The following is an 18,461-nucleotide window of genomic DNA, read 5'->3' as shown; positions in this document are numbered from 1 at the left end:
CTCAAAGGAACAGTGGACTTTATTTCATGGTCGGCATCACGAATTCGGCGGTCAGCTTTTCCGGCCAGCGCGTGGTGATGGTCTTCATGCGGGTGTAAAAGCGCACGCCTTCCGGGCCGTGCATATGATGATCACCGAACAATGAAGCCTTCCAGCCACCAAAGCTGTGGAAAGCCATCGGCACCGGAATCGGCACATTGATGCCCACCATGCCGACCTGAATGCGATGGCTGAACTCGCGTGCCGCCGCCCCCGAACGGGTAAACAGGCTGGTACCGTTACCGTAAGGATGATCATTGATCAGCTGCACCGCCGTCTCGAAATCGGGTACCCGCACGATAGCCAGTACCGGCCCGAAGATCTCCTCGCGATAGATGGTCATCTCCGGGGTGACATGATCAAACAGGCTGGCCCCAAGGAAGAATCCATTCTCATGGCCGGCATGGCGGTAGCCACGACCATCCACCACCAGTTGCGCGCCTTCGGCCACGCCCTGGTCGATATAGCCTTGCACTTTCTGTTGATGCGCACGGCTAACCAGCGGGCCCATTTCCGCCGCGGCATCATCGCCGACACCGATTTTCAATGCCCGCGCCCTTGCGGCCAACCTTGCCACCAGCTCGTCACCCACATCGCCAACCGCCAAGGCCACCGAGATCGCCATGCAACGCTCGCCAGCCGAACCGTAAGCCGCACCGATCAGCGCCTCGACCGCGCCATCCAGATCAGCATCCGGCATCACCACCAGATGATTCTTGGCACCGCCCAGCGCCTGTACCCGCTTGCCGTGACGGGCACCGGTTTCGTAGATGTATTGTGCAATCGGTGTCGAACCGACAAAGCTGATCGCCTGTACATCGGGGTGGGTCAGCAGGCCATCGACGGCCTGCTTGTCGCCATGCAAGACATTGAACACACCATCGGGCAAGCCGGCCTGCTTCAGCAGATCAGCGAGGAACAAGGCTGCTGAAGGGTCGCGTTCGGATGGCTTGAGCACGAAAGTATTGCCGCAGGCCAGTGCCACCGGAATCATCCACAGCGGCACCATGGCCGGGAAGTTGAACGGCGTAATGCCGGCCACCACGCCCAGCGGTTGACGCATGGAGTGACTGTCGATGCCGCCGCCGACCTGCTCGGTAAACTCGCCTTTCAGCAACTGCGGAATGCCGCAGGCGAACTCGACAACTTCCAACCCGCGAGTGACTTCACCCATCGCGTCAGACACCACCTTGCCATGCTCACGCGAGATGATCTCGGCCAGTTGGCGCGCATTGTCTTCCAGCAACATCTTGAATTTGAACATCACCCGCGCACGCTTCAGCGGCGAGGTCTCGGCCCAGGCCGGAAACGCACGGCGGGCCGCCGCCACTGCGGCGTTGACTTCATCATCATTGGCCAGCGGCACACGAGCGATCACCTCGCCGCTTGCCGGATTGTAGACATCAGAAAATCGCTCGCTGAGGCCAGCGTGCTGTTCGCCTGCGATCAGATGGGGAATGCTATGCATGTTCGGCTTTCGTACTGATGGTGTTGCGGCCAACCCTGGCCACAACACTATGGTTTATTCGGTTTCCTGAATCGCGGCGGCAATCGTGGCAAACAGCTGGTCGATTTCGCTTTCGCTGATAATCAGCGGTGGCGACACGGCAATGATGTCGCCGGTAAAGCGCACCAGCACACCCTTTTCCCAGCACTTCAGGAACACATCCATACCGCGTGCGCCAGCGGCACCCGGGCGCGACTCCAGCTCGATCCCGGCCACAAGGCCAAGGTTGCGGATGTCTTTCACATGACGTGTACCGCGCAAGGCATGTGCCTTGTCTTCAAAGCGCGGAGCAAGGTTCGCCGCACGCTCGAACAAGCCTTCATCACGATACAGATCCAGCGTAGCAATCGCGGCGGCACACGCCAGCGGGTGGGCGGAATAGGTATACCCGTGCGGGAATTCGATGGCGCGCTCGGCAGCCGCAGCCATGAAGGCATCGTGTATCGCCGGTTTGACAATCAACGCACCCATCGGCACAACGCCGTTGGTCAAGCCTTTGGCGCAGGTAATGATGTCGGGCAACACATCAAACTTGTTGGCCGCCCAGTCGGCACCCAGACGACCAAAACCGGTAATCACTTCATCAAAGATCAGCAGAATGCCGTATTTGTCGCAAATTTCGCGCAGGCGCTGCAGATAGCCTTTGGGCGGAATCAGTACACCGGTCGAGCCGGCCATCGGTTCGACAATCAGCGCGGCAATCGTGCTCGGATCGTGCAAGGTGGTAATACGGGCCTCGAGATCATCGGCAAACTCGGCACCGAATTCCGGTTCACCGCGCGTGAAGGCATTACGCCCCAGATCATGGGTCGAGCGGATATGGTCAGTTGCCGGCAAGGCCAGCGGGAACAGCTTGCGATTGCCGGCAATGCCGCCGACTGAAATACCGCCGAAGTTCACCCCATGATATCCACGCTCGCGACCGAGCAGCTTCACCCTGCCGGCGTCGCCACGCACGCGGTGATAGGCAATCGCCATTTTCAGCGCCGTGTCGGCGGCTTCGGAGCCGGAGTTCACAAAGAACACCTTGTCGAGACCGGCCGGGGCCATTGCGGCCAACTTCTCTGCGGCCTCGAAGGCCTTCGGATGCCCCATCTGGAACGGCGGCGCATAATCCAGCGTCGCCGCCTGTTGTTGAATGGCGGCGACGATGGACTGGCGATTATGACCTGCGTTCACACACCACAAGCCTGCGCAACCATCCAGGATGTTGCGACCGGCGTCATCTTGGTAATACATGCCATCAGCGCTGACCAGCATGCGCGGATTAGCCTTGAAATGACGATTGGCCGTAAACGGCATCCAGAAAGCATCCATTCCTTGTGTACTCATGACGAACTCTCCTCTGCGCCATGCTGATCAGATGCTGTCAATGTAGAGCGCAAACCAGTACAGTTACAGGTACAGTTAATGTCAATTCATACCAAACCGTACTGGTAAAAAAGTAGATACAGTTATGTCCCGCTATGCCCATTTACTAGACGCTAGCCAGCGCACCAAGGTCGAGCAGATCGTGCACGGCATTCAGCAGGCGATACGCGATAACCGCCTTGCCAGTGGCAACAAGCTGCCATCGATCCGCCTTCTGGCCAAAGAAATCAACGCCAGCCCGTTCACCGTCAGCGAAGCCTATGATCGACTGGTACAAGAAGGATGGTTGGCCGCCAGACAAGGTGCAGGCTTCTACGCGCAGCGCAAACAGCTAACGGCAGCCTCGGTGAGACAACAGCTTGCCGAACTGCCACTGGATAGCGACTGGCTGCTCAGCGGCATTTATCGAGGCGAGCAACAAGGTGTGCTGGCTGGTTGCGGCTGGCTACCCGCCAACTGGTACGACGAAGAGGCTCAGACGCGAGCACTCAGGAAAATTGCCCGCGAGCAGCGCATCAACATCGGCTATGGTCATCCGCAAGGCTTGCCGGCATTACGAGAATTTCTGGCAGAAAAACTGGGGAGACAGGGCCTACGCTGCCAGGCGGAAGATATTTTGCTGACCCAGGGGGCAACACATGCACTGGATCTCGTCTGCAACAGCCTGAGACTCGACAATAACGATGTGCTGGTCGACAACCCCGGCTACTGCAACCTGCTGTCAGCCCTGCGCTTTCGCGGCTGTCGACTGCATGGCGTCGACTGGAATGCGCAAGGTCCAGACTTGACGCAATTGGAACAGCTGATTCGTGAACATCAGCCCAAGGTATTCTTTACCAATCCATGGCTGCACAATCCCACGGGTGCCAGCTATGCGCCACATATCGCACATGGCGTACTCAGGCTGGCACAACAATACGGCGTGTTGATTATCGAAGACCATGTATCGGCTGACTTGCTCGAAACACCGGTGACCACCCTCGCCGCACTTGATGGCTTGCAGCAGGTAATCCACATCAGCAGCTTCAGCAAGGCAATCAGTCCGGCATTAAGAGTCGGCTATATGCTGGCACCAACACGTTGGCAAAATGTTCTGACTCGCGCCAAGATGTTGGCCGCACTGACCAGCTCCAGCTACACGGAGACACTTGCCCTTGAACTGGCCAGTGACAGCAAGTACAAAAAGCACAACAGCCGCCTGATCACCCGCATCATGCAAGCCAGCAGTGAGGCCGCCAATTTATTCGAGCAAGCCGGCTGGCAATTATTCGATAACGGTGCCAGAAGCATGTTTGTCTGGGCCAAGCCGCCAGAGGGCATCAGCATCAATGTGGCTGAAGCAAGAAAACGGCAAATCTATCTGGCGCCGGGATCTCTATTCAACTGCCAGCAACAAGAAAACAATTATTTCAGATTCAATACGGCCTACCTTAACAACCCTCAGTTCTGGCAATGGCTCAGGCAGAAATGAAAAAAGCCAGCGCGAACGCTGGCTTTTTCAGTGAAGGCTGTCGATTACTCGGCAGCTTCTTCAGCAACTACTTCACCTTCCGGACGGTCCACCAGTTCAACCAGTGCCATCGGAGCGTTGTCGCCCTGACGGAAGCCGTACTTCAGGATGCGAACATAGCCGCCGTTACGAGCTGCGTAGCGCGGGCCCAGAACGTCGAACAGTTTGCCTACGATCTCACGATCGCGAGTACGGTCGAAAGCCAGACGACGGTTAGCCAGAGAAGGCTTCTTACCCAGGGTAATCAGCGGCTCGGCAACACGGCGCAATTCTTTGGCCTTCGGCAGAGTAGTTACAATAACTTCGTGCTGCAGCAGCGAGTTAGCCATATTGCGAAGCATGGCCAAGCGGTGGCTGCTGGTACGATTCAGTTTACGATTGCTATTACGATGACGCATTGTAGTGTCCTTTATCCCGGCTTAGGGCTTCTCAAGACCAGCCGGTGGCCAGTTCTCAAGTTTCATGCCCAAGGTCAGGCCTTTAGAAGCAAGAACTTCCTTGATCTCGTTCAGAGACTTGCGACCAAGGTTCGGGGTCTTCAGCAGCTCGGTTTCCGTACGCTGAATGAGATCACCGATGTAGTAAATGTTCTCTGCCTTCAGACAGTTGGCGGAACGTACCGTGAGTTCGAGGTCATCTACCGGGCGCAGCAGGATCGGATCGATCGGCGGAGCCTTTTCAACGACTTCTTCAACTGCGGTGCCTTGCAGATCTGCAAAGATCGACAATTGATCCATCAGAATACGTGCGGAGATACGCACGGCTTCTTCAGGCTCAATCACGCCATTCGTCTCGATATCCAGAACCAGACGGTCCAGATCAGTACGCTGCTCTACACGAGCGCTCTCTACATTGAAACTGCAGCGAGCAACCGGGGAGAACGAAGCATCGAGTTGGATGGTGCCAATGGTACGGTTGTCATCGTGATTGATACGAGCCGAAACTGGCTGATAGCCACGGCCTTTCTCAACTTTGACTTCCATATCAATCTTGCCGCCTACCGACAAGTTGCAGATAACGTGATCAGGATTGATCACTTCTACATCATGTGGCAGCTCAAGGTCACCAGCCAAAACAGCGCCTTCGCCTTCCTTCTTCAAGGAAAGGATTACACTGTCACGACCATGCAGTTTAAGTACCACACCCTTCAGGTTCAGGAGAATGTCAACAACATCCTCCCGAACACCGTCAAGTGCGGAATACTCATGCAAAACGCCAGCAATAGTAACTTCGGTCGGTGCGTAGCCAGGCATCGAAGAAAGCAGAATACGACGCAGGGCATTACCCAAAGTATGGGCATAGCCACGCTCGAACGGCTCCATCGACACACGGGCGTGTGTAGCCGAAACCGGCTGCACATCGATCAGACGCGGTTTCAGAAATTCCGAAGCGCTGTTTTGCATAGTCATTCCTTAAAGTCTAGCGATTACTTGGAGTAGTATTCAACAACGAGCTGTTCGTTGATATCGCTAGACAGCTCGGAACGCTCAGGAGCGGACTTGAAGACACCTTCCATCTTCTTGGTGTCAACGGCAACCCAAGAAGGGAAGCCGATCTGCTCAGCCAGAGCCAGACCTTCCTGAATACGAACTTGCTTCTTGGACTTTTCGCGGATAGCGACAACGTCACCTGCCTTCACCTGGAAGGAAGGGATGTTCACTTGCTGACCGTTAACGGTGATAGCTTTGTGGCTTACCAGCTGACGAGCTTCGGCGCGAGTAGAGCCAAAACCCATGCGATAAACTACGTTATCCAGACGTGCTTCCAGCAGTTTCAACAGGTTTTCACCAGTAGAGCCTTGACGGCGGGCTGCTTCAGCAAAGTACTTGCGGAACTGACGTTCCAGAACGCCGTAAATACGACGAACTTTTTGCTTTTCACGCAGCTGGGTACCATAGTCAGACAGACGGCCTTTTTTAGCACCGTGCTGACCTGGAGGGGTGTCCAGCTTACACTTGGTATCAAGTGCGCGACGAGCGCTCTTCAGGAAGAGATCAGTCCCTTCGCGACGAGCAAGTTTACATTTTGGGCCAATATAACGTGCCATGTTCTCAGACTCTCCGGATTAGATACGACGTTTCTTAGGAGGACGGCAGCCGTTGTGCGGAACTGGCGTCACGTCGGAGATACTGGTAACTTTGAAACCAAGGGCGTTGAGGGCACGCACGGAAGATTCACGACCTGGGCCTGGGCCCTTGATGCGAACTTCCAGGTTTTTAACGCCGTATTCTTGGGCAACTTTACCAGCGTGCTCTGCAGCTACCTGAGCTGCAAACGGTGTACTCTTACGCGACCCTTTAAAACCAGCACCACCGGAGGTAGCCCAAGACAAAGCATTCCCTTGACGGTCGGTGATGGTGATGATTGTGTTATTAAAGGAAGCGTGAACGTGGACGATGCCATCGCTTACGCTTTTGCGTACTTTTTTGCGTACACGCACTGCTGTGTTTGCTTTAGCCATTATCTATCTTCCTTATTACTTCTTGCCAGCGATTGGCTTGCGCGGACCCTTACGGGTACGTGCATTGGTGCGGGTGCGCTGACCACGGCAAGGCAGACCGCGACGATGGCGGAAACCACGATAAGAACCCATGTCCATCAAACGCTTGATGCTCATGGTAATTTCGCGGCGCAAATCACCTTCAACGGTGAATTTGCTAACTTCTACGCGCAAGGTTTCCATTTCAGCTTCTGTCAGGTCCTTGATCTTTGCAGATGGACTAACGTTGGCTGCCGCGCAAATTGCTTTAGCGCGGGTGGCACCAATACCGTAGATAGCCTGCAGGCCGATAACGGCATGCGCATGATTGGGGATATTTACCCCTGCAATACGGGCCATTCTCTTTCCTTAAGCTTTACTAGCTTGAAAAGGTTGCGATTGTAACATACGAAAAACAGGCAAACAAATATTAGCCTTGTTTTTGTTTGTGACGAGGGTCGGTGCAGATCACACGTACAACACGGTTGCGACGAATAATCTTGCAGTTACGGCAAATTTTCTTTACCGAAGGTTGAACACGCATTTCAGTTCCTTTCTATCTGAAAAGAGCAAGTGCGACTACTTCGCACGGAACACGATTCGAGCACGGGACAAGTCATAAGGTGTCATTTCAACTGTCACCTTATCGCCTGGCAGAATACGGATGTAATGCATCCGCATCTTGCCAGATATGTACCCAAGAACGATGTGTCCATTTTCGAGCTTGACTCGGAAAGTTGCACTAGGCAGGTTTTCCAGAATCTCACCCTGCATCTGGATGGTATCTTCTTTAGCCATAAATACTGCTACCGTTTACCGTCAGCGAGCGGATACGCCCTTGAAATTGGCCTTCTTGAGCAAGCCATCATACTGGTGCGACAGCACATAAGACTGAACTTGTGCCATAAAGTCCATCGTTACCACGACCATGATCAGCAAAGAGGTACCGCCAAAATAGAACGGAACATTCCACTGAAGGATGAGGAACTCAGGAATCAGACACACCAGAGCAATGTACAGGGCACCAACCAGCGTCAATCGAAGAATGATCTTCTCGATATAGCGGGAAGTATGCTCACCAGGACGAATACCAGGGATAAATGCGCCACTCTTCTTGAGGTTATCTGCGGTCTCCTTCGGATTGAATACCAAAGCAGTGTAGAAGTAACAGAAGAAGATGATTGCAGCAGCATACAGCAGCACGTACAACGGCTGTCCCGGATGAAGCTTGTCAGCGACAGACTTCAGAAGGCCCAAGCCTTCGGTATTCCCGAACCAACCCAGTACAGTAGCCGGGAACAGAATGATACTCGAAGCGAAAATCGGCGGAATAACGCCAGCCATATTCAGCTTCAGTGGCAAGTGCGTAGACTGCCCTTGCATCACTCGATTACCAACCTGACGCTTGGCATAATTAACAAGAACTTTACGTTGGCCGCGCTCTACAAACACAACCAGGTAAGTAATCGCAATCACACCGATAAACAACGCGATTGTCAGCAGGATTGACAAGGAACCTTGGCTGGCCAAGGTAAGTGTCTTGCCGATAGAACCAGGAATACCAGCAGCAATACCTGCGCAGATAATCAGGGAAATACCGTTGCCCAAACCACGCTCGGTAATTTGCTCGCCCAGCCACATCAAGAACATGGTTCCAGTGACCAGCGTTACCACTGTCGTCACATAAAACTCAACCTGGCTTGATGTAACAAGCTCAGGCTGCTTGAAGAGCATCACGGCGATACCGAAACTCTGGAAGGTTGCCAACAAAAGCGTTGCATAACGCGTGTACTGGGTGATCTTGCGACGACCAGCATCCCCCTCTTTTTTCATCTGCTTCAGCGAAGGAACAATCTCACTCGCCAGCTGCAAAATGATAGAGGCCGAAATGTACGGCATGATGCCCAAGGCAAATACCGAGAAACGAGACAGGGCACCGCCCGAAAACATGTTAAACATGTCGAGCAGGCCCGTCTGGGACGTCTGGAACAACTTCGCTAGTTCAATCGGGTTGATACCGGGAACAGGAACATGCGCACCGATTCGATAAACGATCAGAGCACCAAGCAGAAAAAAGATTCGCTGCTTGAGGTCACCGAACTTACTGGTATTTCCAACTAGAGAAGCATTCGCCACTTGATGTACCTTATTCTACGAAGCTGCCACCGGCGGCTTCAATTGCAGCCTTGGCACCAGCGGTCGCAGCTACACCGCGCAGTTTGTATGCGCGATCAACAGTACCGGACAGGATAACCTTGGCGCCCAGCGACTGAGCAGGAATCAGACCAGCTTGCTTGAGAGACAGCAGATCGATTTCTTCAACAGGCAGCAGAGCCAGTTCGGACAGGCGAACTTCAGCAACAGAACCAGCAGTCAGCGACTTGAAGCCACGCTTCGGCAGACGACGCTGCAGAGGCATCTGACCACCTTCAAAGCCTACCTTGTGGAAACCACCAGCACGGCTTTTCTGACCTTTGTGACCGCGACCAGCAGTCTTGCCCAGGCCGCTACCGATACCACGGCCAACACGACGCTTGGCGTGCTTAGCACCAGCACCTGGCTTGATAGTATTCAACAGCATATTAACCCTCGCTCTTAACCAGGTAGCTGATCTTGTTGATCATGCCACGGTTAGCAGGAGTATCGATCACTTCAACGGTCTGATTGATTTTCTTCAGACCCAGACCTGCAGCGCAAGCCTTGTGAGATTCGATACGACCAATCAGGCTCTTAACCAGAGTCACGCGGATTTTCTTGTCACTCATGATCAGCCCCCAGAATCTGAGCAACAGTCAGGCCACGCTTGGCAGCGATTTGTGCCGGGGTAGCAATCTTGCTCAGCGCATCAATCGTAGCGCGAACTACGTTGTACGGGTTGGTAGAGCCATGGATCTTGGCAGTCACGTTGTGAACGCCAAGTGCTTCGAATACCGCACGCATCGGGCCGCCAGCCTTAACACCGGCACCTTCATTTGCAGGCTGCATGTAAACGGTAGTAGCACCATGCTTGCCAAAAACTGGATGATGGATGGTGCCGTTCTTCAACGGAACCTTGATCATGTTACGGCGAGCCTGTTCCATACCTTTTTGCACGGCAACTGGGACTTCTTTCGAACGACCCTTGCCCATGCCAATACCACCATCACCATCACCAACAACAGTCAGAGCGGAGAAGGCCATGATACGACCACCCTTCACCACTTTGGTGACGCGGTTTACGCCGATCATCTTCTCGATCAGACCATCGCCACGATCTTCGATCTCGTGCTTAGCCATTCTTAACTCCGATTAGAATACAAGACCGTTTTCACGAGCTGCGTCAGCCAGAGCCTTGATACGGCCATGGTATTTGAAGCCCGAACGGTCGAAAGCTACCTGGGTAACACCGGCTGCTTTAGCCTTCTCAGCAATAGCCTTGCCAACAACTGCAGCTGCTGCAGTGTTGCCACCATTGCTCAGGTCAGCGCGTACCGCAGACTCCAGAGAAGAAGCACTGGCCAGCACCACGCTACCGGTAGCGTCAATTACTTGAGCATAGATGTGGCTGTTAGTGCGATGTACGCACAGACGAGCCACCTTGAGCTCCGCAATACGAGCACGGGTTTTGCGTGCGCGGCGGAGTCGAGTCTGTTTCTTGTCCATTTCAGGGCCTCAATTACTTCTTCTTGGTTTCTTTCAGAACCACAACTTCATCAGCGTAGCGAACACCCTTGCCTTTGTATGGCTCAGGAGCGCGGTATGCGCGGATTTCAGCTGCAACTTGACCAACCAGCTGCTTGTTAGCGCCTTTGATCAAGATCTCGGTCTGAGTCGGGGTCTCACACTTGATGCCAGCAGGCATAGCGTGAGCAACTGGGTGCGAGAAACCCAAAGACAGGTTCAGGACATCGCCCTGAGCCTGGGCACGGTAACCCACGCCAACCAGGTTCAGTTTCTTCTCGAAACCCTTGCTAACACCGATAACCATGTTATTCAGCAGTGCACGCAGAGTACCGGACATTGCACGGGCAAACTTGCTGTCGTTGTTGGCAGCAAATTGCAGCTGGTTATCAACCAGCTTAACATCTACATCAGCGCACAGAGCTGTGCTCAGGGTGCCCAAAGTACCTTTAACAGTAACTTCAGCAGCACCGAATTTCACTTCAACGCCAGCAGGAATGACTACCGGGTTTTTGGCTACGCGAGACATTCAACCCTCCTGATTAAGCAACGATGCAGAGCAGTTCGCCGCCGATACCAGCAGCGCGCGCTTTGCGATCAGTCATTACACCGCTAGAAGTCGAAACGATAGCAACACCCAAGCCATTCATGACTTTAGGAATATCGTTCGAGCCTTTGTAAACGCGCAGACCTGGACGCGAAACGCGCTCGATCTTCTCGATTACAGGGCGGCCAACGTAGTACTTCAGTTCGATTTCCAGAACCGGCTTTTTCTCTTCGCCAGCAACGGAATAGCTCTCGATATAGCCTTCTTCTTGCAGAACCTGGGCAATAGCGATCTTCAGCTTGGAAGAAGGCATTGCTACCGAGGTCTTCGCAGCGCGCTGGGCGTTGCGAATGCGAGTCAGCATATCGGAGATAGGATCTTGCATGCTCATACTTTATCTCCCAATTACCAGCTGGCTTTTACAACGCCAGGAATCTCACCCTTCATGGCGAGCTCACGCAGCTTGTTACGCGCCAGACCGAACTTGCGGAACACACCGCGCGGACGGCCGGTCAGTGCGCAACGGCGACGCTGACGAACTGGGCTGGCATTGCGAGGCAGAGACTGCAGTTGCAGACGAGCAGCAAAACGCTCTTCTTCAGAAACGCTCTGGTTATTGATGATAGCAATCAGAGCTTCACGCTTGGCGGCAAACTTCGCTACCAGCTTAGCGCGCTTCTCTTCACGATTAATCAAAGCTAGAGTTGCCATTGAGCTTAGCCTTTAAACGGGAATTTGAACGCAGCCAGCAGTGCGCGGGCTTCTTCATCAGTCTTGGCGGTGGTAGTAATAGTGATATTCATACCACGCAGAGCATCAATCTTGTCGTACTCGATTTCCGGGAAGATGATCTGCTCTTTAACGCCCATATTGTAGTTACCACGGCCGTCAAAAGACTTGCCGGATACACCACGGAAGTCACGTACACGCGGCAGGGAAATCGTCACCAGACGATCCAGGAACTCATACATACGCTCGCGACGCAGAGTTACCTTGCAACCTACCGGGTAGTGATCACGGATCTTGAAGCCAGCGATGGACTTACGTGCAGTAGTCACAACAGGCTTTTGACCGGCGATCTTCTCCAGATCGGAAACAGCGTGATCCATTACTTTCTTGTCAGCAACGGCTTCGCCTACACCCATGTTCAGGGTGATTTTCTCGATACGAGGCACTTCCATGGAGGACTTGTAACCAAACTGCTTGATCAGCTCAGGTACAACAGTGCTTTTGTAAAAATCGTACAAACGTGCCATTTTTACCCCTTACGCGCCAATGACTTCGCCAGAAGACTTGAAGATGCGAACCTTGCGGCCATCATCAAGTACTTTAAAGCCAACGCGGTCAGCTTTCTGGGTAGATGCATTAAAAATGGCAACGTTAGAAACGTCGATCGGCATGGTCTTCTCAACGATACCACCGGCAACACCGCGAACCGGATTCGGCTTCTGGTGCTTCTTAACCAGGTTGATACCCTCGACAACTACTTTGCCTTCCAGCACGCGCAGAACGGAACCACGCTTGCCCTTGTCTTTACCGGTGATTACTACGACTTCATCACCCTTGCGAATCTTGCGCATCAGTGAACTCCTTACAGTACTTCTGGAGCGAGCGACACGATCTTCATGAAGCGCTCGGTACGCAGCTCACGAGTCACCGGCCCGAAAATACGGGTACCGATCGGCTCCAGCTTGTTATTCAGAAGAACTGCAGCATTACCATCAAACTTGATCAGCGAACCATCTGGACGACGAACACCCTTAGCAGTACGAACCACTACGGCATTGTATACATCACCCTTCTTTACGCGACCACGCGGAGCAGCATCTTTGATGCTTACCTTGATGATATCGCCCACGCCAGCATAGCGACGCTTGGAGCCACCCAACACCTTGATGCACATTACGGAACGCGCACCGGTATTGTCAGCAACATCCAAAATGGACTGCATTTGAATCATTTGATTACCTTTCTATCCAACTTAATTCCGTCACTTTCTTTCACCATCAAGATGAAAGAAACGCCACCAAAGGTGGCGTATCTAACGGCCAGTCTTGGACCCCGTAAGGGATGACTTCGGCGAACACCGAAGACACACATTATACAGAGGCCCGAAGGCCCCTGCAAGTCAATCGCGCAAAAATTATACTGCGCGCTCAACCAGTGAGGTCACAACCCAGGTCTTGGTCCGCGACAGCGGACGAGATTCAGTGATCACGACAACATCACCAACCTGATACTGGTTGGATTCGTCATGAGCATGAAACTTCTTGGAACGACGAACAACCTTGCCGTAGATAGGGTGCTTAACTTTGCGCTCTACCAGAACGGTAACGGTCTTGTCCATCTTGTCGCTGACTACTTTGCCAACGAGCGTACGGATTACTTTAGATTCGCTCATTTCAGGCCGCCTTTTCTTTCAAGACAGTGCGAGTACGGGCGATATCGCGGCGTACCTTCTTCAGCTCGCTGTTTTTTGCCAGCTGCTGAGTTGCATGCTGCATACGCAGAGCAAACTGCGCTTTCAACAGGCTCAGCAACTCGGCTTTCAGCTCTTCAACACTCTTGGCTCTCAGTTCGGATGCTTTCATTGCTGACCCACCTGCTTAATTACAAAAACTGTCGGGATTGGCAACTTGGCAGCAGCAAGACGGAATGCTTCGCGCGCCAGCTCTTCCGCCACGCCATCCATCTCGTACAACATCTTGCCAGGCTGAATTTCAGCCACGTAGTACTCAGGACTACCCTTACCCCCACCCATACGAACTTCTGCAGGCTTGGAAGTGATTGGCTTGTCCGGGAATACGCGGATCCAAATGCGACCACCACGTTTGATGTGACGGGTCATCGCACGACGAGCAGCTTCAATCTGACGAGCAGTGATACGGCCGCGGCCAACTGCTTTCAGACCGAAATCACCAAAGCTAACCTTATTACCACGGGTAGCGATACCGGTGTTGCGGCCCTTCTGCTGTTTACGATACTTCAGTCTAGTTGGCTGCAGCATTTCGAGCTCCTGCCTTTCTGGATTTCTTCTCAGGTGCTACCGGAGTGGCCTGAACCTGACCAGGCTTAATATCACCCTTGTATACCCAAACCTTGATACCGATCACACCGTAAGTGGTGTGAGCTTCGGAAGTTGCGTAGTCAACATCCGCACGCAGAGTGTGCAGTGGAACGCGGCCTTCGCGGTACCATTCGCTACGAGCGATATCGATACCATTCAGACGACCGGAGCTCATGATCTTGATGCCCTGCGCACCCATGCGCATAGCATTCTGCATGGAGCGCTTCATGGCACGACGGAACATAACACGCTTTTCCAGCTGTGCTGCAATACCGTCAGCAATGATCTGTGCATCGATTTCTGGCTTGCGAACTTCTTCGATGTTCACATGCACAGGCACGCCCATGCGACGTTGCAGTTCTTTCTTCAGAACTTCAATGTCTTCACCTTTTTTACCGATTACAACACCTGGGCGGGCGCTGTGAATGGTAATGCGGGCGGATTTGGCTGGACGCTCGATAATCACGCGACCTACGGAAGCGTGAGCCAATTTCTTCTTCAGGAAGTCGCGTACTTCGATATCCTGCTTCAGCTGGCCGGCGAAATCGTGGGAGTTAGCAAACCACTTGGACGACCAGTTTTTAGTAACTGCGAGACGGAAACCCGTCGGATGAATCTTCTGACCCATAGCTTACCCCTTAGTTGCCAACATACAGAGTGATGTGGCAGGTCTGCTTTTCAATGCGATTGCCACGACCCTTTGCACGGGCGGAGAAACGCTTCAGGCTAGGACCCTTGTCTACGAAGATGGATGCCACCTTGAGGGTATCGATATCAGCGCCTTCGTTATGCTCAGCATTGGCGATAGCGGATTCCAGTACCTTCTTGATGATGACAGCACCCTTCTTCGGGCTAAAAGTCAGAATGTTCAGCGCCTGCTCAACGGACTGGCCGCGAATCAGGTCTGCAACCAGTCGGCATTTCTGTGCAGACAGGCGTGCATTGTTCAATTTTGCAGAGACTTTCATCGCATCACCTTATTTCTTCTTGGCCTTCTTGTCAGCCGCATGGCCTTTGAAGGTACGAGTCAGCGAGAATTCACCCAGCTTGTGGCCAACCATGTTTTCGGACACATATACCGGCACGTGAGTGCGGCCGTTGTGTACAGCAATGGTCAGACCGATGAAGTCTGGCAGAATAGTAGAGCGACGCGACCAAGTCTTGATTGGGCGCTTGTCGTTGTTTGCACGAACTGCATCAACCTTCTTCAGCAGATGCAAATCAACGAACGGGCCTTTTTTCAGCGAACGTGCCATATCTCAATTACCCTTTATTCGAGAAGCGACGACGCACGATCATGTTGTCGGTACGCTTGTTGCGGCGAGTACGGAAGCCCTTAGTTGGAGTACCCCATGGGCTAACTGGCACACGACCTTCACCGGTACGACCTTCACCACCACCGTGCGGGTGATCGATCGGGTTCATTGCAGTACCACGGACGGTCGGGCGAATACCACGCCAGCGATTTGCACCGGCCTTACCAATCTTGCGCAGGCTGTGCTCTTCATTGCCAACTTCACCAACGGTGGCGCGGCAATCAACGTGTACGCGACGGATCTCACCGGAACGCAGACGCAACTGAGCATAAGCACCTTCACGGGCCAGCAGCATTGCAGAAGTACCAGCGGAGCGGGCAATCTGCGCGCCTTTGCCAGGCTGCAACTCGATGCAATGAATAGTGGTACCTACCGGGATATTGCGAATCGGCAGGGCGTTACCAGCCTTGATCGGCGCTTCGGAGCCGGACATGATCTCGGCACCAACCTGCAGACCACGCGGAGCAACGATATAGCGACGCTCACCATCTGCATAGCAAACCAGAGCGATGTTCGCGGTACGGTTAGGATCGTATTCGATACGCTCAACCTTGGCCGGGATCGCGTCCTTGTTGCGACGGAAGTCGACGATACGATAGTGTTTCTTGTGACCACCACCCATGTGACGGGTAGTGATGTGACCGTTGTTGTTACGGCCACCGGTAGAGGTTTTCTTCTCTACCAGCGCGGCGTGCGGGCGGCCTTTGTACAAGTCAGGGTTTACAACCTTGACAACTGCACGGCGACCTGCGGACGTCGGCTTAACTTTTACCAGAGCCATTGACTATCTCCTTATTCCGCAGCAGCCGGGGTAGCGGTCAGATCGATTTCCTGACCCTGAACCAGGCTTACATAAGCCTTTTTCCAGTCCTTACGCTTGCCGGTGAAACGGCCGAAACGCTTGGTCTTACCCTTGACGTTAACAGTAGACACACCTGCAACTTTAACGTTGAACAGCAGCTCAACAGCGGCCTTGATCTCAGTCTTAGTTGCGTCGGTAGCCACGCGGAGTACAACCTGCTCACCCTTTTCGGCAACCATGGTGCTCTTTTCAGATACCACAGGCGCCAGGATCACTTGCAGCAAACGTTCCTGATTCATGCCCATTGCTCCTCGAGTTGCTGGATGGCATCACGGGTGATAACAACCTTGTTGAAACGTACCAGGCTGAATGGATCAGCTTGATGAGCCTCGATAACCAGGATGTTCGGCAGGTTACGGGAAGACAGGTACAGGTTTTCGTCCAGTTCACGAGTAATGAACAGAGCACGATCCAGACCCAGACCCTTGACCTTGGCAACGAACTCTTTGGTCTTAGGCGTTTCAACAGTCAGGCTGTCAACAACGATCAGACGTTCGTCACGCACCAGCTGGGACAGGATAGTCGCCATACCGGCACGATACTGCTTACGGTTCACCTTGTGAGAGAAGTTCTCATCAGGGGAGTTCGGGAATGCACGGCCACCACCACGCCACAGCGGGGAGGAAGTCATACCAGCACGAGCACGACCGGTGCCCTTCTGGCGGAATGGCTTCTTGGTGGAATGCTTCACTTCGGCACGAGTCAACTGAGCACGATTACCGCTGCGAGCATTCGCCAGGAATGCGGTTACTACCTGATGCACCAGCGCTTCGTTGTAGTCACGTGCGAAGAGTGCCTCAGAGGCTTGCAGGGCTTCGACTTGCTGGCCCTGAGCATTGATCACTTTCAATTCCATCATGCACCTGCCTTCACGCTCGGACGCACCACAACGTCACCATTCTTGGCACCAGGAACTGCACCCTTAACCAGAATCAGTTGACGCTCCACATCAACACGGACAACTTCCAGGCACTGAACGGTGCTCTTGGTATTACCGTACTGACCAGCCATACGCTTACCCGGGAATACACGACCCGGATCCTGCGCCTGACCGATAGAACCGGCCGAGTTGTGGGATACGGAGTTACCGTGGGAAGCACGGTTGGAGGAGAAGTTATGGCGCTTGATGGCACCGGAGAAACCCTTACCCTTGGAGGTACCGGTTACATCAACCAGCTGACCAACAGTGAAGATTTCAACAGACAGTGCATCACCGGCTTTCAGGGAAGCCAGAGCCTCGGCAGTCAGCGGGAACTCACGCAGAACGCGGGCGGCTTCAACGCCAGCCTTTGCTACGTGGCCAGCTTCAGCCTTGTTAACACGATTTGCTTTACGCACACCTGCAGCTACCTGAACGGCGGTGTAGCCATCAGTTTCTGCAGTCTTGATTTGCGATACGCGGTTTGCAGACATATCCAGCACAGTTACCGGGATGGTTGCACCATCTTCGGCAAAAATGCGGGTCATGCCGACTTTGCGACCGACCAGACCTAAAGTCATGTTTATTTCCTTTACAGGCGCCGATTACGATTGACCGGCTTGCTCAAAGAAAAGCGGACTCACCAGGATTGGTGAGTCCGAGAATGTATCACAATTTTTTCAAGCATCGCAAGTACTTAGCCCGCGACACCTGATTATTTGCGATTACTGCAGCTTAATTTCTACATCCACGCCAGCTGGCAGATCCAGCTTCATCAGCGCATCAACAGTCTTGTCAGTCGGATCAACGATATCCATCAGACGCAGATGGGTACGGATCTCCAGCTGATCGCGGGAAGACTTGTTAACGTGCGGGGAACGCAGAACGTTGAAACGCTCGATCTTGGTCGGCAGCGGAACTGGGCCTTTAACAACAGCACCAGTGCGCTTGGCAGTTTCAACGATTTCTTGCGCGGAACGGTCGATCAGGCTGTAGTCGAACGCCTTCAGACGGATGCGGATTTTTTGGCTTTGCATATCAGTATCTCGTCAAAAGGTTAAGCGATGATCTTGGCAACGACGCCAGCACCAACGGTACGACCACCTTCGCGAATCGCGAAGCGCAGACCATCTTCCATGGCGATCGGAGCGATCAGTTCAACAGTGATCTCTACGTTGTCGCCT

33 protein-coding genes are annotated in these 18,461 nt (G+C 53.4%); 1 reads left to right on the top strand and 32 read right to left on the bottom strand.

Features of this window, described 5'->3' with window-relative positions:
• Positions 1–19: 19 nt before the first annotated feature.
• Both ACZ9W6_RS16285 and aptA read right to left on the bottom strand, forming a co-directional pair.
• Entirely contained in the window at positions 20–1,507 is a 1,488-nt protein-coding gene (locus tag ACZ9W6_RS16285; protein ID WP_465192232.1) for a CoA-acylating methylmalonate-semialdehyde dehydrogenase, read from the bottom strand.
• 54 nt (positions 1,508–1,561) lie between these two features.
• Positions 1,562–2,878, bottom strand: a complete 1,317-nt coding sequence (gene aptA, locus ACZ9W6_RS16280) for an omega-aminotransferase AptA (protein ID WP_465192231.1) — start codon at positions 2,876–2,878, stop codon at positions 1,562–1,564.
• Positions 2,879–3,002: 124 nt separating this feature from the next.
• On the opposite strand from aptA, the gene ACZ9W6_RS16275 reads away from it, so the two are divergent.
• On the top strand, positions 3,003–4,388 hold the full coding sequence (locus tag ACZ9W6_RS16275; RefSeq protein WP_465192229.1) for an aminotransferase-like domain-containing protein: 1,386 nt from the start codon (positions 3,003–3,005) through the stop codon (positions 4,386–4,388).
• 44 nt (positions 4,389–4,432) lie between these two features.
• On the opposite strand, the gene rplQ is transcribed toward ACZ9W6_RS16275, so the two are convergent.
• The 30 genes from rplQ to ACZ9W6_RS16125 all read right to left on the bottom strand — a co-directional run.
• Complete coding sequence (gene rplQ / locus ACZ9W6_RS16270) at positions 4,433–4,825, bottom strand: 50S ribosomal protein L17 (protein ID WP_465192228.1); 393 nt, start codon at positions 4,823–4,825, stop codon at positions 4,433–4,435.
• Between the two features lie 21 nt (positions 4,826–4,846).
• Positions 4,847–5,830, bottom strand: a complete 984-nt coding sequence (locus ACZ9W6_RS16265; protein ID WP_465192227.1) for a DNA-directed RNA polymerase subunit alpha — start codon at positions 5,828–5,830, stop codon at positions 4,847–4,849.
• A 23-nt stretch (positions 5,831–5,853) separates the two neighbouring features.
• Positions 5,854–6,474 (bottom strand): 30S ribosomal protein S4, encoded by a 621-nt coding sequence (gene rpsD, locus ACZ9W6_RS16260; RefSeq protein WP_465192226.1) that lies wholly within the window; start codon positions 6,472–6,474, stop codon positions 5,854–5,856.
• Positions 6,475–6,492: 18 nt separating this feature from the next.
• The gene (gene rpsK, locus ACZ9W6_RS16255; RefSeq protein WP_017507353.1) at positions 6,493–6,888 is read right to left on the bottom strand and encodes a 30S ribosomal protein S11; all 396 of its coding nucleotides are present in this window, start codon (positions 6,886–6,888) and stop codon (positions 6,493–6,495) included.
• A 15-nt stretch (positions 6,889–6,903) separates the two neighbouring features.
• The gene (rpsM, locus tag ACZ9W6_RS16250; protein ID WP_465192224.1) at positions 6,904–7,266 is read right to left on the bottom strand and encodes a 30S ribosomal protein S13; all 363 of its coding nucleotides are present in this window, start codon (positions 7,264–7,266) and stop codon (positions 6,904–6,906) included.
• A gap of 70 nt (positions 7,267–7,336) precedes the next feature.
• Entirely contained in the window at positions 7,337–7,450 is a 114-nt protein-coding gene (gene rpmJ / locus ACZ9W6_RS16245) for a 50S ribosomal protein L36 (RefSeq protein WP_011137711.1), read from the bottom strand.
• 35 nt (positions 7,451–7,485) lie between these two features.
• Entirely contained in the window at positions 7,486–7,704 is a 219-nt protein-coding gene (gene infA, locus ACZ9W6_RS16240; protein ID WP_189375503.1) for a translation initiation factor IF-1, read from the bottom strand.
• Positions 7,705–7,725: 21 nt separating this feature from the next.
• Complete coding sequence (secY, locus tag ACZ9W6_RS16235) at positions 7,726–9,042, bottom strand: preprotein translocase subunit SecY (RefSeq protein WP_465192223.1); 1,317 nt, start codon at positions 9,040–9,042, stop codon at positions 7,726–7,728.
• Positions 9,043–9,052: 10 nt separating this feature from the next.
• Positions 9,053–9,487 (bottom strand): 50S ribosomal protein L15, encoded by a 435-nt coding sequence (gene rplO / locus ACZ9W6_RS16230; protein WP_465192222.1) that lies wholly within the window; start codon positions 9,485–9,487, stop codon positions 9,053–9,055.
• 1 nt (position 9,488) lies between these two features.
• The gene (gene rpmD / locus ACZ9W6_RS16225) at positions 9,489–9,671 is read right to left on the bottom strand and encodes a 50S ribosomal protein L30 (RefSeq protein WP_465192221.1); all 183 of its coding nucleotides are present in this window, start codon (positions 9,669–9,671) and stop codon (positions 9,489–9,491) included.
• The gene (rpsE, locus tag ACZ9W6_RS16220) at positions 9,664–10,182 is read right to left on the bottom strand and encodes a 30S ribosomal protein S5 (RefSeq protein WP_465192220.1); all 519 of its coding nucleotides are present in this window, start codon (positions 10,180–10,182) and stop codon (positions 9,664–9,666) included. The genes rpmD and rpsE overlap by 8 nt, the downstream gene beginning before the upstream one ends.
• Before the next feature lie 12 nt (positions 10,183–10,194).
• Positions 10,195–10,548, bottom strand: a complete 354-nt coding sequence (gene rplR / locus ACZ9W6_RS16215) for a 50S ribosomal protein L18 (protein ID WP_465192219.1) — start codon at positions 10,546–10,548, stop codon at positions 10,195–10,197.
• A gap of 13 nt (positions 10,549–10,561) precedes the next feature.
• Positions 10,562–11,095, bottom strand: a complete 534-nt coding sequence (gene rplF / locus ACZ9W6_RS16210; RefSeq protein ID WP_465192218.1) for a 50S ribosomal protein L6 — start codon at positions 11,093–11,095, stop codon at positions 10,562–10,564.
• Between the two features lie 13 nt (positions 11,096–11,108).
• Positions 11,109–11,504, bottom strand: coding sequence for a 30S ribosomal protein S8 (gene rpsH / locus ACZ9W6_RS16205; RefSeq protein WP_465192217.1), 396 nt, complete (start codon positions 11,502–11,504; stop codon positions 11,109–11,111).
• A 14-nt stretch (positions 11,505–11,518) separates the two neighbouring features.
• The gene (gene rpsN / locus ACZ9W6_RS16200; RefSeq protein ID WP_465192216.1) at positions 11,519–11,824 is read right to left on the bottom strand and encodes a 30S ribosomal protein S14; all 306 of its coding nucleotides are present in this window, start codon (positions 11,822–11,824) and stop codon (positions 11,519–11,521) included.
• A gap of 5 nt (positions 11,825–11,829) precedes the next feature.
• Complete coding sequence (rplE, locus tag ACZ9W6_RS16195) at positions 11,830–12,369, bottom strand: 50S ribosomal protein L5 (protein WP_465192215.1); 540 nt, start codon at positions 12,367–12,369, stop codon at positions 11,830–11,832.
• A 9-nt stretch (positions 12,370–12,378) separates the two neighbouring features.
• On the bottom strand, positions 12,379–12,693 hold the full coding sequence (rplX, locus tag ACZ9W6_RS16190) for a 50S ribosomal protein L24 (RefSeq protein ID WP_465192214.1): 315 nt from the start codon (positions 12,691–12,693) through the stop codon (positions 12,379–12,381).
• 11 nt (positions 12,694–12,704) lie between these two features.
• A complete protein-coding gene (gene rplN / locus ACZ9W6_RS16185; protein WP_047967699.1) occupies positions 12,705–13,073 on the bottom strand; it encodes a 50S ribosomal protein L14 in 369 nt (122 codons plus the stop codon).
• A gap of 183 nt (positions 13,074–13,256) precedes the next feature.
• Positions 13,257–13,514, bottom strand: coding sequence for a 30S ribosomal protein S17 (gene rpsQ, locus ACZ9W6_RS16180; protein ID WP_465192213.1), 258 nt, complete (start codon positions 13,512–13,514; stop codon positions 13,257–13,259).
• A gap of 1 nt (position 13,515) precedes the next feature.
• Positions 13,516–13,704: a 50S ribosomal protein L29 gene (gene rpmC / locus ACZ9W6_RS16175; protein WP_465192212.1), complete on the bottom strand. Its 189-nt coding sequence runs from the start codon at positions 13,702–13,704 to the stop codon at positions 13,516–13,518.
• The gene (gene rplP, locus ACZ9W6_RS16170) at positions 13,701–14,120 is read right to left on the bottom strand and encodes a 50S ribosomal protein L16 (RefSeq protein ID WP_465192211.1); all 420 of its coding nucleotides are present in this window, start codon (positions 14,118–14,120) and stop codon (positions 13,701–13,703) included. The genes rpmC and rplP overlap by 4 nt, the downstream gene beginning before the upstream one ends.
• Complete coding sequence (gene rpsC / locus ACZ9W6_RS16165) at positions 14,104–14,808, bottom strand: 30S ribosomal protein S3 (protein ID WP_465192210.1); 705 nt, start codon at positions 14,806–14,808, stop codon at positions 14,104–14,106. Before rpsC ends, rplP begins: the two co-directional genes overlap by 17 nt.
• 10 nt (positions 14,809–14,818) lie before the next feature.
• A complete protein-coding gene (rplV, locus tag ACZ9W6_RS16160; protein WP_465192209.1) occupies positions 14,819–15,148 on the bottom strand; it encodes a 50S ribosomal protein L22 in 330 nt (109 codons plus the stop codon).
• A 9-nt stretch (positions 15,149–15,157) separates the two neighbouring features.
• Complete coding sequence (gene rpsS, locus ACZ9W6_RS16155; protein ID WP_465192208.1) at positions 15,158–15,436, bottom strand: 30S ribosomal protein S19; 279 nt, start codon at positions 15,434–15,436, stop codon at positions 15,158–15,160.
• Positions 15,437–15,443: 7 nt separating this feature from the next.
• Positions 15,444–16,277, bottom strand: coding sequence for a 50S ribosomal protein L2 (gene rplB, locus ACZ9W6_RS16150; protein WP_465192207.1), 834 nt, complete (start codon positions 16,275–16,277; stop codon positions 15,444–15,446).
• An 11-nt stretch (positions 16,278–16,288) separates the two neighbouring features.
• Positions 16,289–16,597 carry a 50S ribosomal protein L23 gene (gene rplW / locus ACZ9W6_RS16145; RefSeq protein WP_465192206.1) on the bottom strand — a complete coding sequence of 103 codons (309 nt, stop codon included), beginning with the start codon at positions 16,595–16,597 and terminating at the stop codon, positions 16,289–16,291.
• On the bottom strand, positions 16,594–17,214 hold the full coding sequence (gene rplD, locus ACZ9W6_RS16140) for a 50S ribosomal protein L4 (protein ID WP_465192287.1): 621 nt from the start codon (positions 17,212–17,214) through the stop codon (positions 16,594–16,596). The genes rplW and rplD overlap by 4 nt, the downstream gene beginning before the upstream one ends.
• Positions 17,214–17,858, bottom strand: a complete 645-nt coding sequence (rplC, locus tag ACZ9W6_RS16135; protein WP_465192205.1) for a 50S ribosomal protein L3 — start codon at positions 17,856–17,858, stop codon at positions 17,214–17,216. Before rplC ends, rplD begins: the two co-directional genes overlap by 1 nt.
• A 144-nt stretch (positions 17,859–18,002) precedes the next feature.
• A complete protein-coding gene (rpsJ, locus tag ACZ9W6_RS16130) occupies positions 18,003–18,314 on the bottom strand; it encodes a 30S ribosomal protein S10 (protein WP_465192204.1) in 312 nt (103 codons plus the stop codon).
• A gap of 20 nt (positions 18,315–18,334) precedes the next feature.
• A partial coding sequence (locus ACZ9W6_RS16125; protein WP_465192286.1) for an EF-Tu C-terminal domain-related protein occupies positions 18,335–18,461 on the bottom strand: 127 nt, incomplete at its 5' end.

It is taken from the genome of Vogesella lacus (genome assembly GCF_979366295.1).
The sequence above is the reverse complement of the archived record's forward strand: the minus strand, read 5'-3'. Positions and strand labels throughout refer to the sequence as shown.

Excerpts from the sequence above, each read along its gene's own strand:
- rpsS (WP_465192208.1), bottom strand. The coding sequence starts at position 15,436 with ATGGCACGTTCGCTGAAAAAAGGCCCGTTCGTTGATTTGCATCTGCTG.
- rpsM (WP_465192224.1), bottom strand. The coding sequence starts at position 7,266 with ATGGCCCGTATTGCAGGGGTAAATATCCCCAATCATGCGCATGCCGTT.
- rplP (WP_465192211.1), bottom strand. The coding sequence starts at position 14,120 with ATGCTGCAGCCAACTAGACTGAAGTATCGTAAACAGCAGAAGGGCCGC.
- rplF (WP_465192218.1), bottom strand. The coding sequence starts at position 11,095 with ATGTCTCGCGTAGCCAAAAACCCGGTAGTCATTCCTGCTGGCGTTGAA.
- infA (WP_189375503.1), bottom strand. The coding sequence starts at position 7,704 with ATGGCTAAAGAAGATACCATCCAGATGCAGGGTGAGATTCTGGAAAAC.
- aptA (WP_465192231.1), bottom strand. The coding sequence starts at position 2,878 with ATGAGTACACAAGGAATGGATGCTTTCTGGATGCCGTTTACGGCCAAT.
- rpmC (WP_465192212.1), bottom strand. The coding sequence starts at position 13,704 with ATGAAAGCATCCGAACTGAGAGCCAAGAGTGTTGAAGAGCTGAAAGCC.
- rplN (WP_047967699.1), bottom strand. The coding sequence starts at position 13,073 with ATGATTCAAATGCAGTCCATTTTGGATGTTGCTGACAATACCGGTGCG.
- rpsQ (WP_465192213.1), bottom strand. The coding sequence starts at position 13,514 with ATGAGCGAATCTAAAGTAATCCGTACGCTCGTTGGCAAAGTAGTCAGC.
- rpsH (WP_465192217.1), bottom strand. The coding sequence starts at position 11,504 with ATGAGCATGCAAGATCCTATCTCCGATATGCTGACTCGCATTCGCAAC.
- rplQ (WP_465192228.1), bottom strand. The coding sequence starts at position 4,825 with ATGCGTCATCGTAATAGCAATCGTAAACTGAATCGTACCAGCAGCCAC.
- rplC (WP_465192205.1), bottom strand. The coding sequence starts at position 17,858 with ATGACTTTAGGTCTGGTCGGTCGCAAAGTCGGCATGACCCGCATTTTT.
- rpsJ (WP_465192204.1), bottom strand. The coding sequence starts at position 18,314 with ATGCAAAGCCAAAAAATCCGCATCCGTCTGAAGGCGTTCGACTACAGC.
- rpsE (WP_465192220.1), bottom strand. The coding sequence starts at position 10,182 with ATGGCTAAGCACGAGATCGAAGATCGTGGCGATGGTCTGATCGAGAAG.
- rpsN (WP_465192216.1), bottom strand. The coding sequence starts at position 11,824 with ATGGCAACTCTAGCTTTGATTAATCGTGAAGAGAAGCGCGCTAAGCTG.
- rpsC (WP_465192210.1), bottom strand. The coding sequence starts at position 14,808 with ATGGGTCAGAAGATTCATCCGACGGGTTTCCGTCTCGCAGTTACTAAA.
- ACZ9W6_RS16275 (WP_465192229.1), top strand. The coding sequence starts at position 3,003 with ATGTCCCGCTATGCCCATTTACTAGACGCTAGCCAGCGCACCAAGGTC.
- rplB (WP_465192207.1), bottom strand. The coding sequence starts at position 16,277 with ATGGCTCTGGTAAAAGTTAAGCCGACGTCCGCAGGTCGCCGTGCAGTT.
- rpsD (WP_465192226.1), bottom strand. The coding sequence starts at position 6,474 with ATGGCACGTTATATTGGCCCAAAATGTAAACTTGCTCGTCGCGAAGGG.
- rplO (WP_465192222.1), bottom strand. The coding sequence starts at position 9,487 with ATGCTGTTGAATACTATCAAGCCAGGTGCTGGTGCTAAGCACGCCAAG.
- ACZ9W6_RS16285 (WP_465192232.1), bottom strand. The coding sequence starts at position 1,507 with ATGCATAGCATTCCCCATCTGATCGCAGGCGAACAGCACGCTGGCCTC.
- rplE (WP_465192215.1), bottom strand. The coding sequence starts at position 12,369 with ATGGCACGTTTGTACGATTTTTACAAAAGCACTGTTGTACCTGAGCTG.
- rplW (WP_465192206.1), bottom strand. The coding sequence starts at position 16,597 with ATGAATCAGGAACGTTTGCTGCAAGTGATCCTGGCGCCTGTGGTATCT.
- rplX (WP_465192214.1), bottom strand. The coding sequence starts at position 12,693 with ATGCGCAAGATTCGCAAGGGTGATGAAGTCGTAGTAATCACCGGTAAA.
- rpmD (WP_465192221.1), bottom strand. The coding sequence starts at position 9,671 with ATGAGTGACAAGAAAATCCGCGTGACTCTGGTTAAGAGCCTGATTGGT.
- rpsK (WP_017507353.1), bottom strand. The coding sequence starts at position 6,888 with ATGGCTAAAGCAAACACAGCAGTGCGTGTACGCAAAAAAGTACGCAAA.
- rplV (WP_465192209.1), bottom strand. The coding sequence starts at position 15,148 with ATGAAAGTCTCTGCAAAATTGAACAATGCACGCCTGTCTGCACAGAAA.
- rplR (WP_465192219.1), bottom strand. The coding sequence starts at position 10,548 with ATGGACAAGAAACAGACTCGACTCCGCCGCGCACGCAAAACCCGTGCT.
- rpmJ (WP_011137711.1), bottom strand. The coding sequence starts at position 7,450 with ATGCGTGTTCAACCTTCGGTAAAGAAAATTTGCCGTAACTGCAAGATT.
- ACZ9W6_RS16265 (WP_465192227.1), bottom strand. The coding sequence starts at position 5,830 with ATGCAAAACAGCGCTTCGGAATTTCTGAAACCGCGTCTGATCGATGTG.
- rplD (WP_465192287.1), bottom strand. The coding sequence starts at position 17,214 with ATGGAATTGAAAGTGATCAATGCTCAGGGCCAGCAAGTCGAAGCCCTG.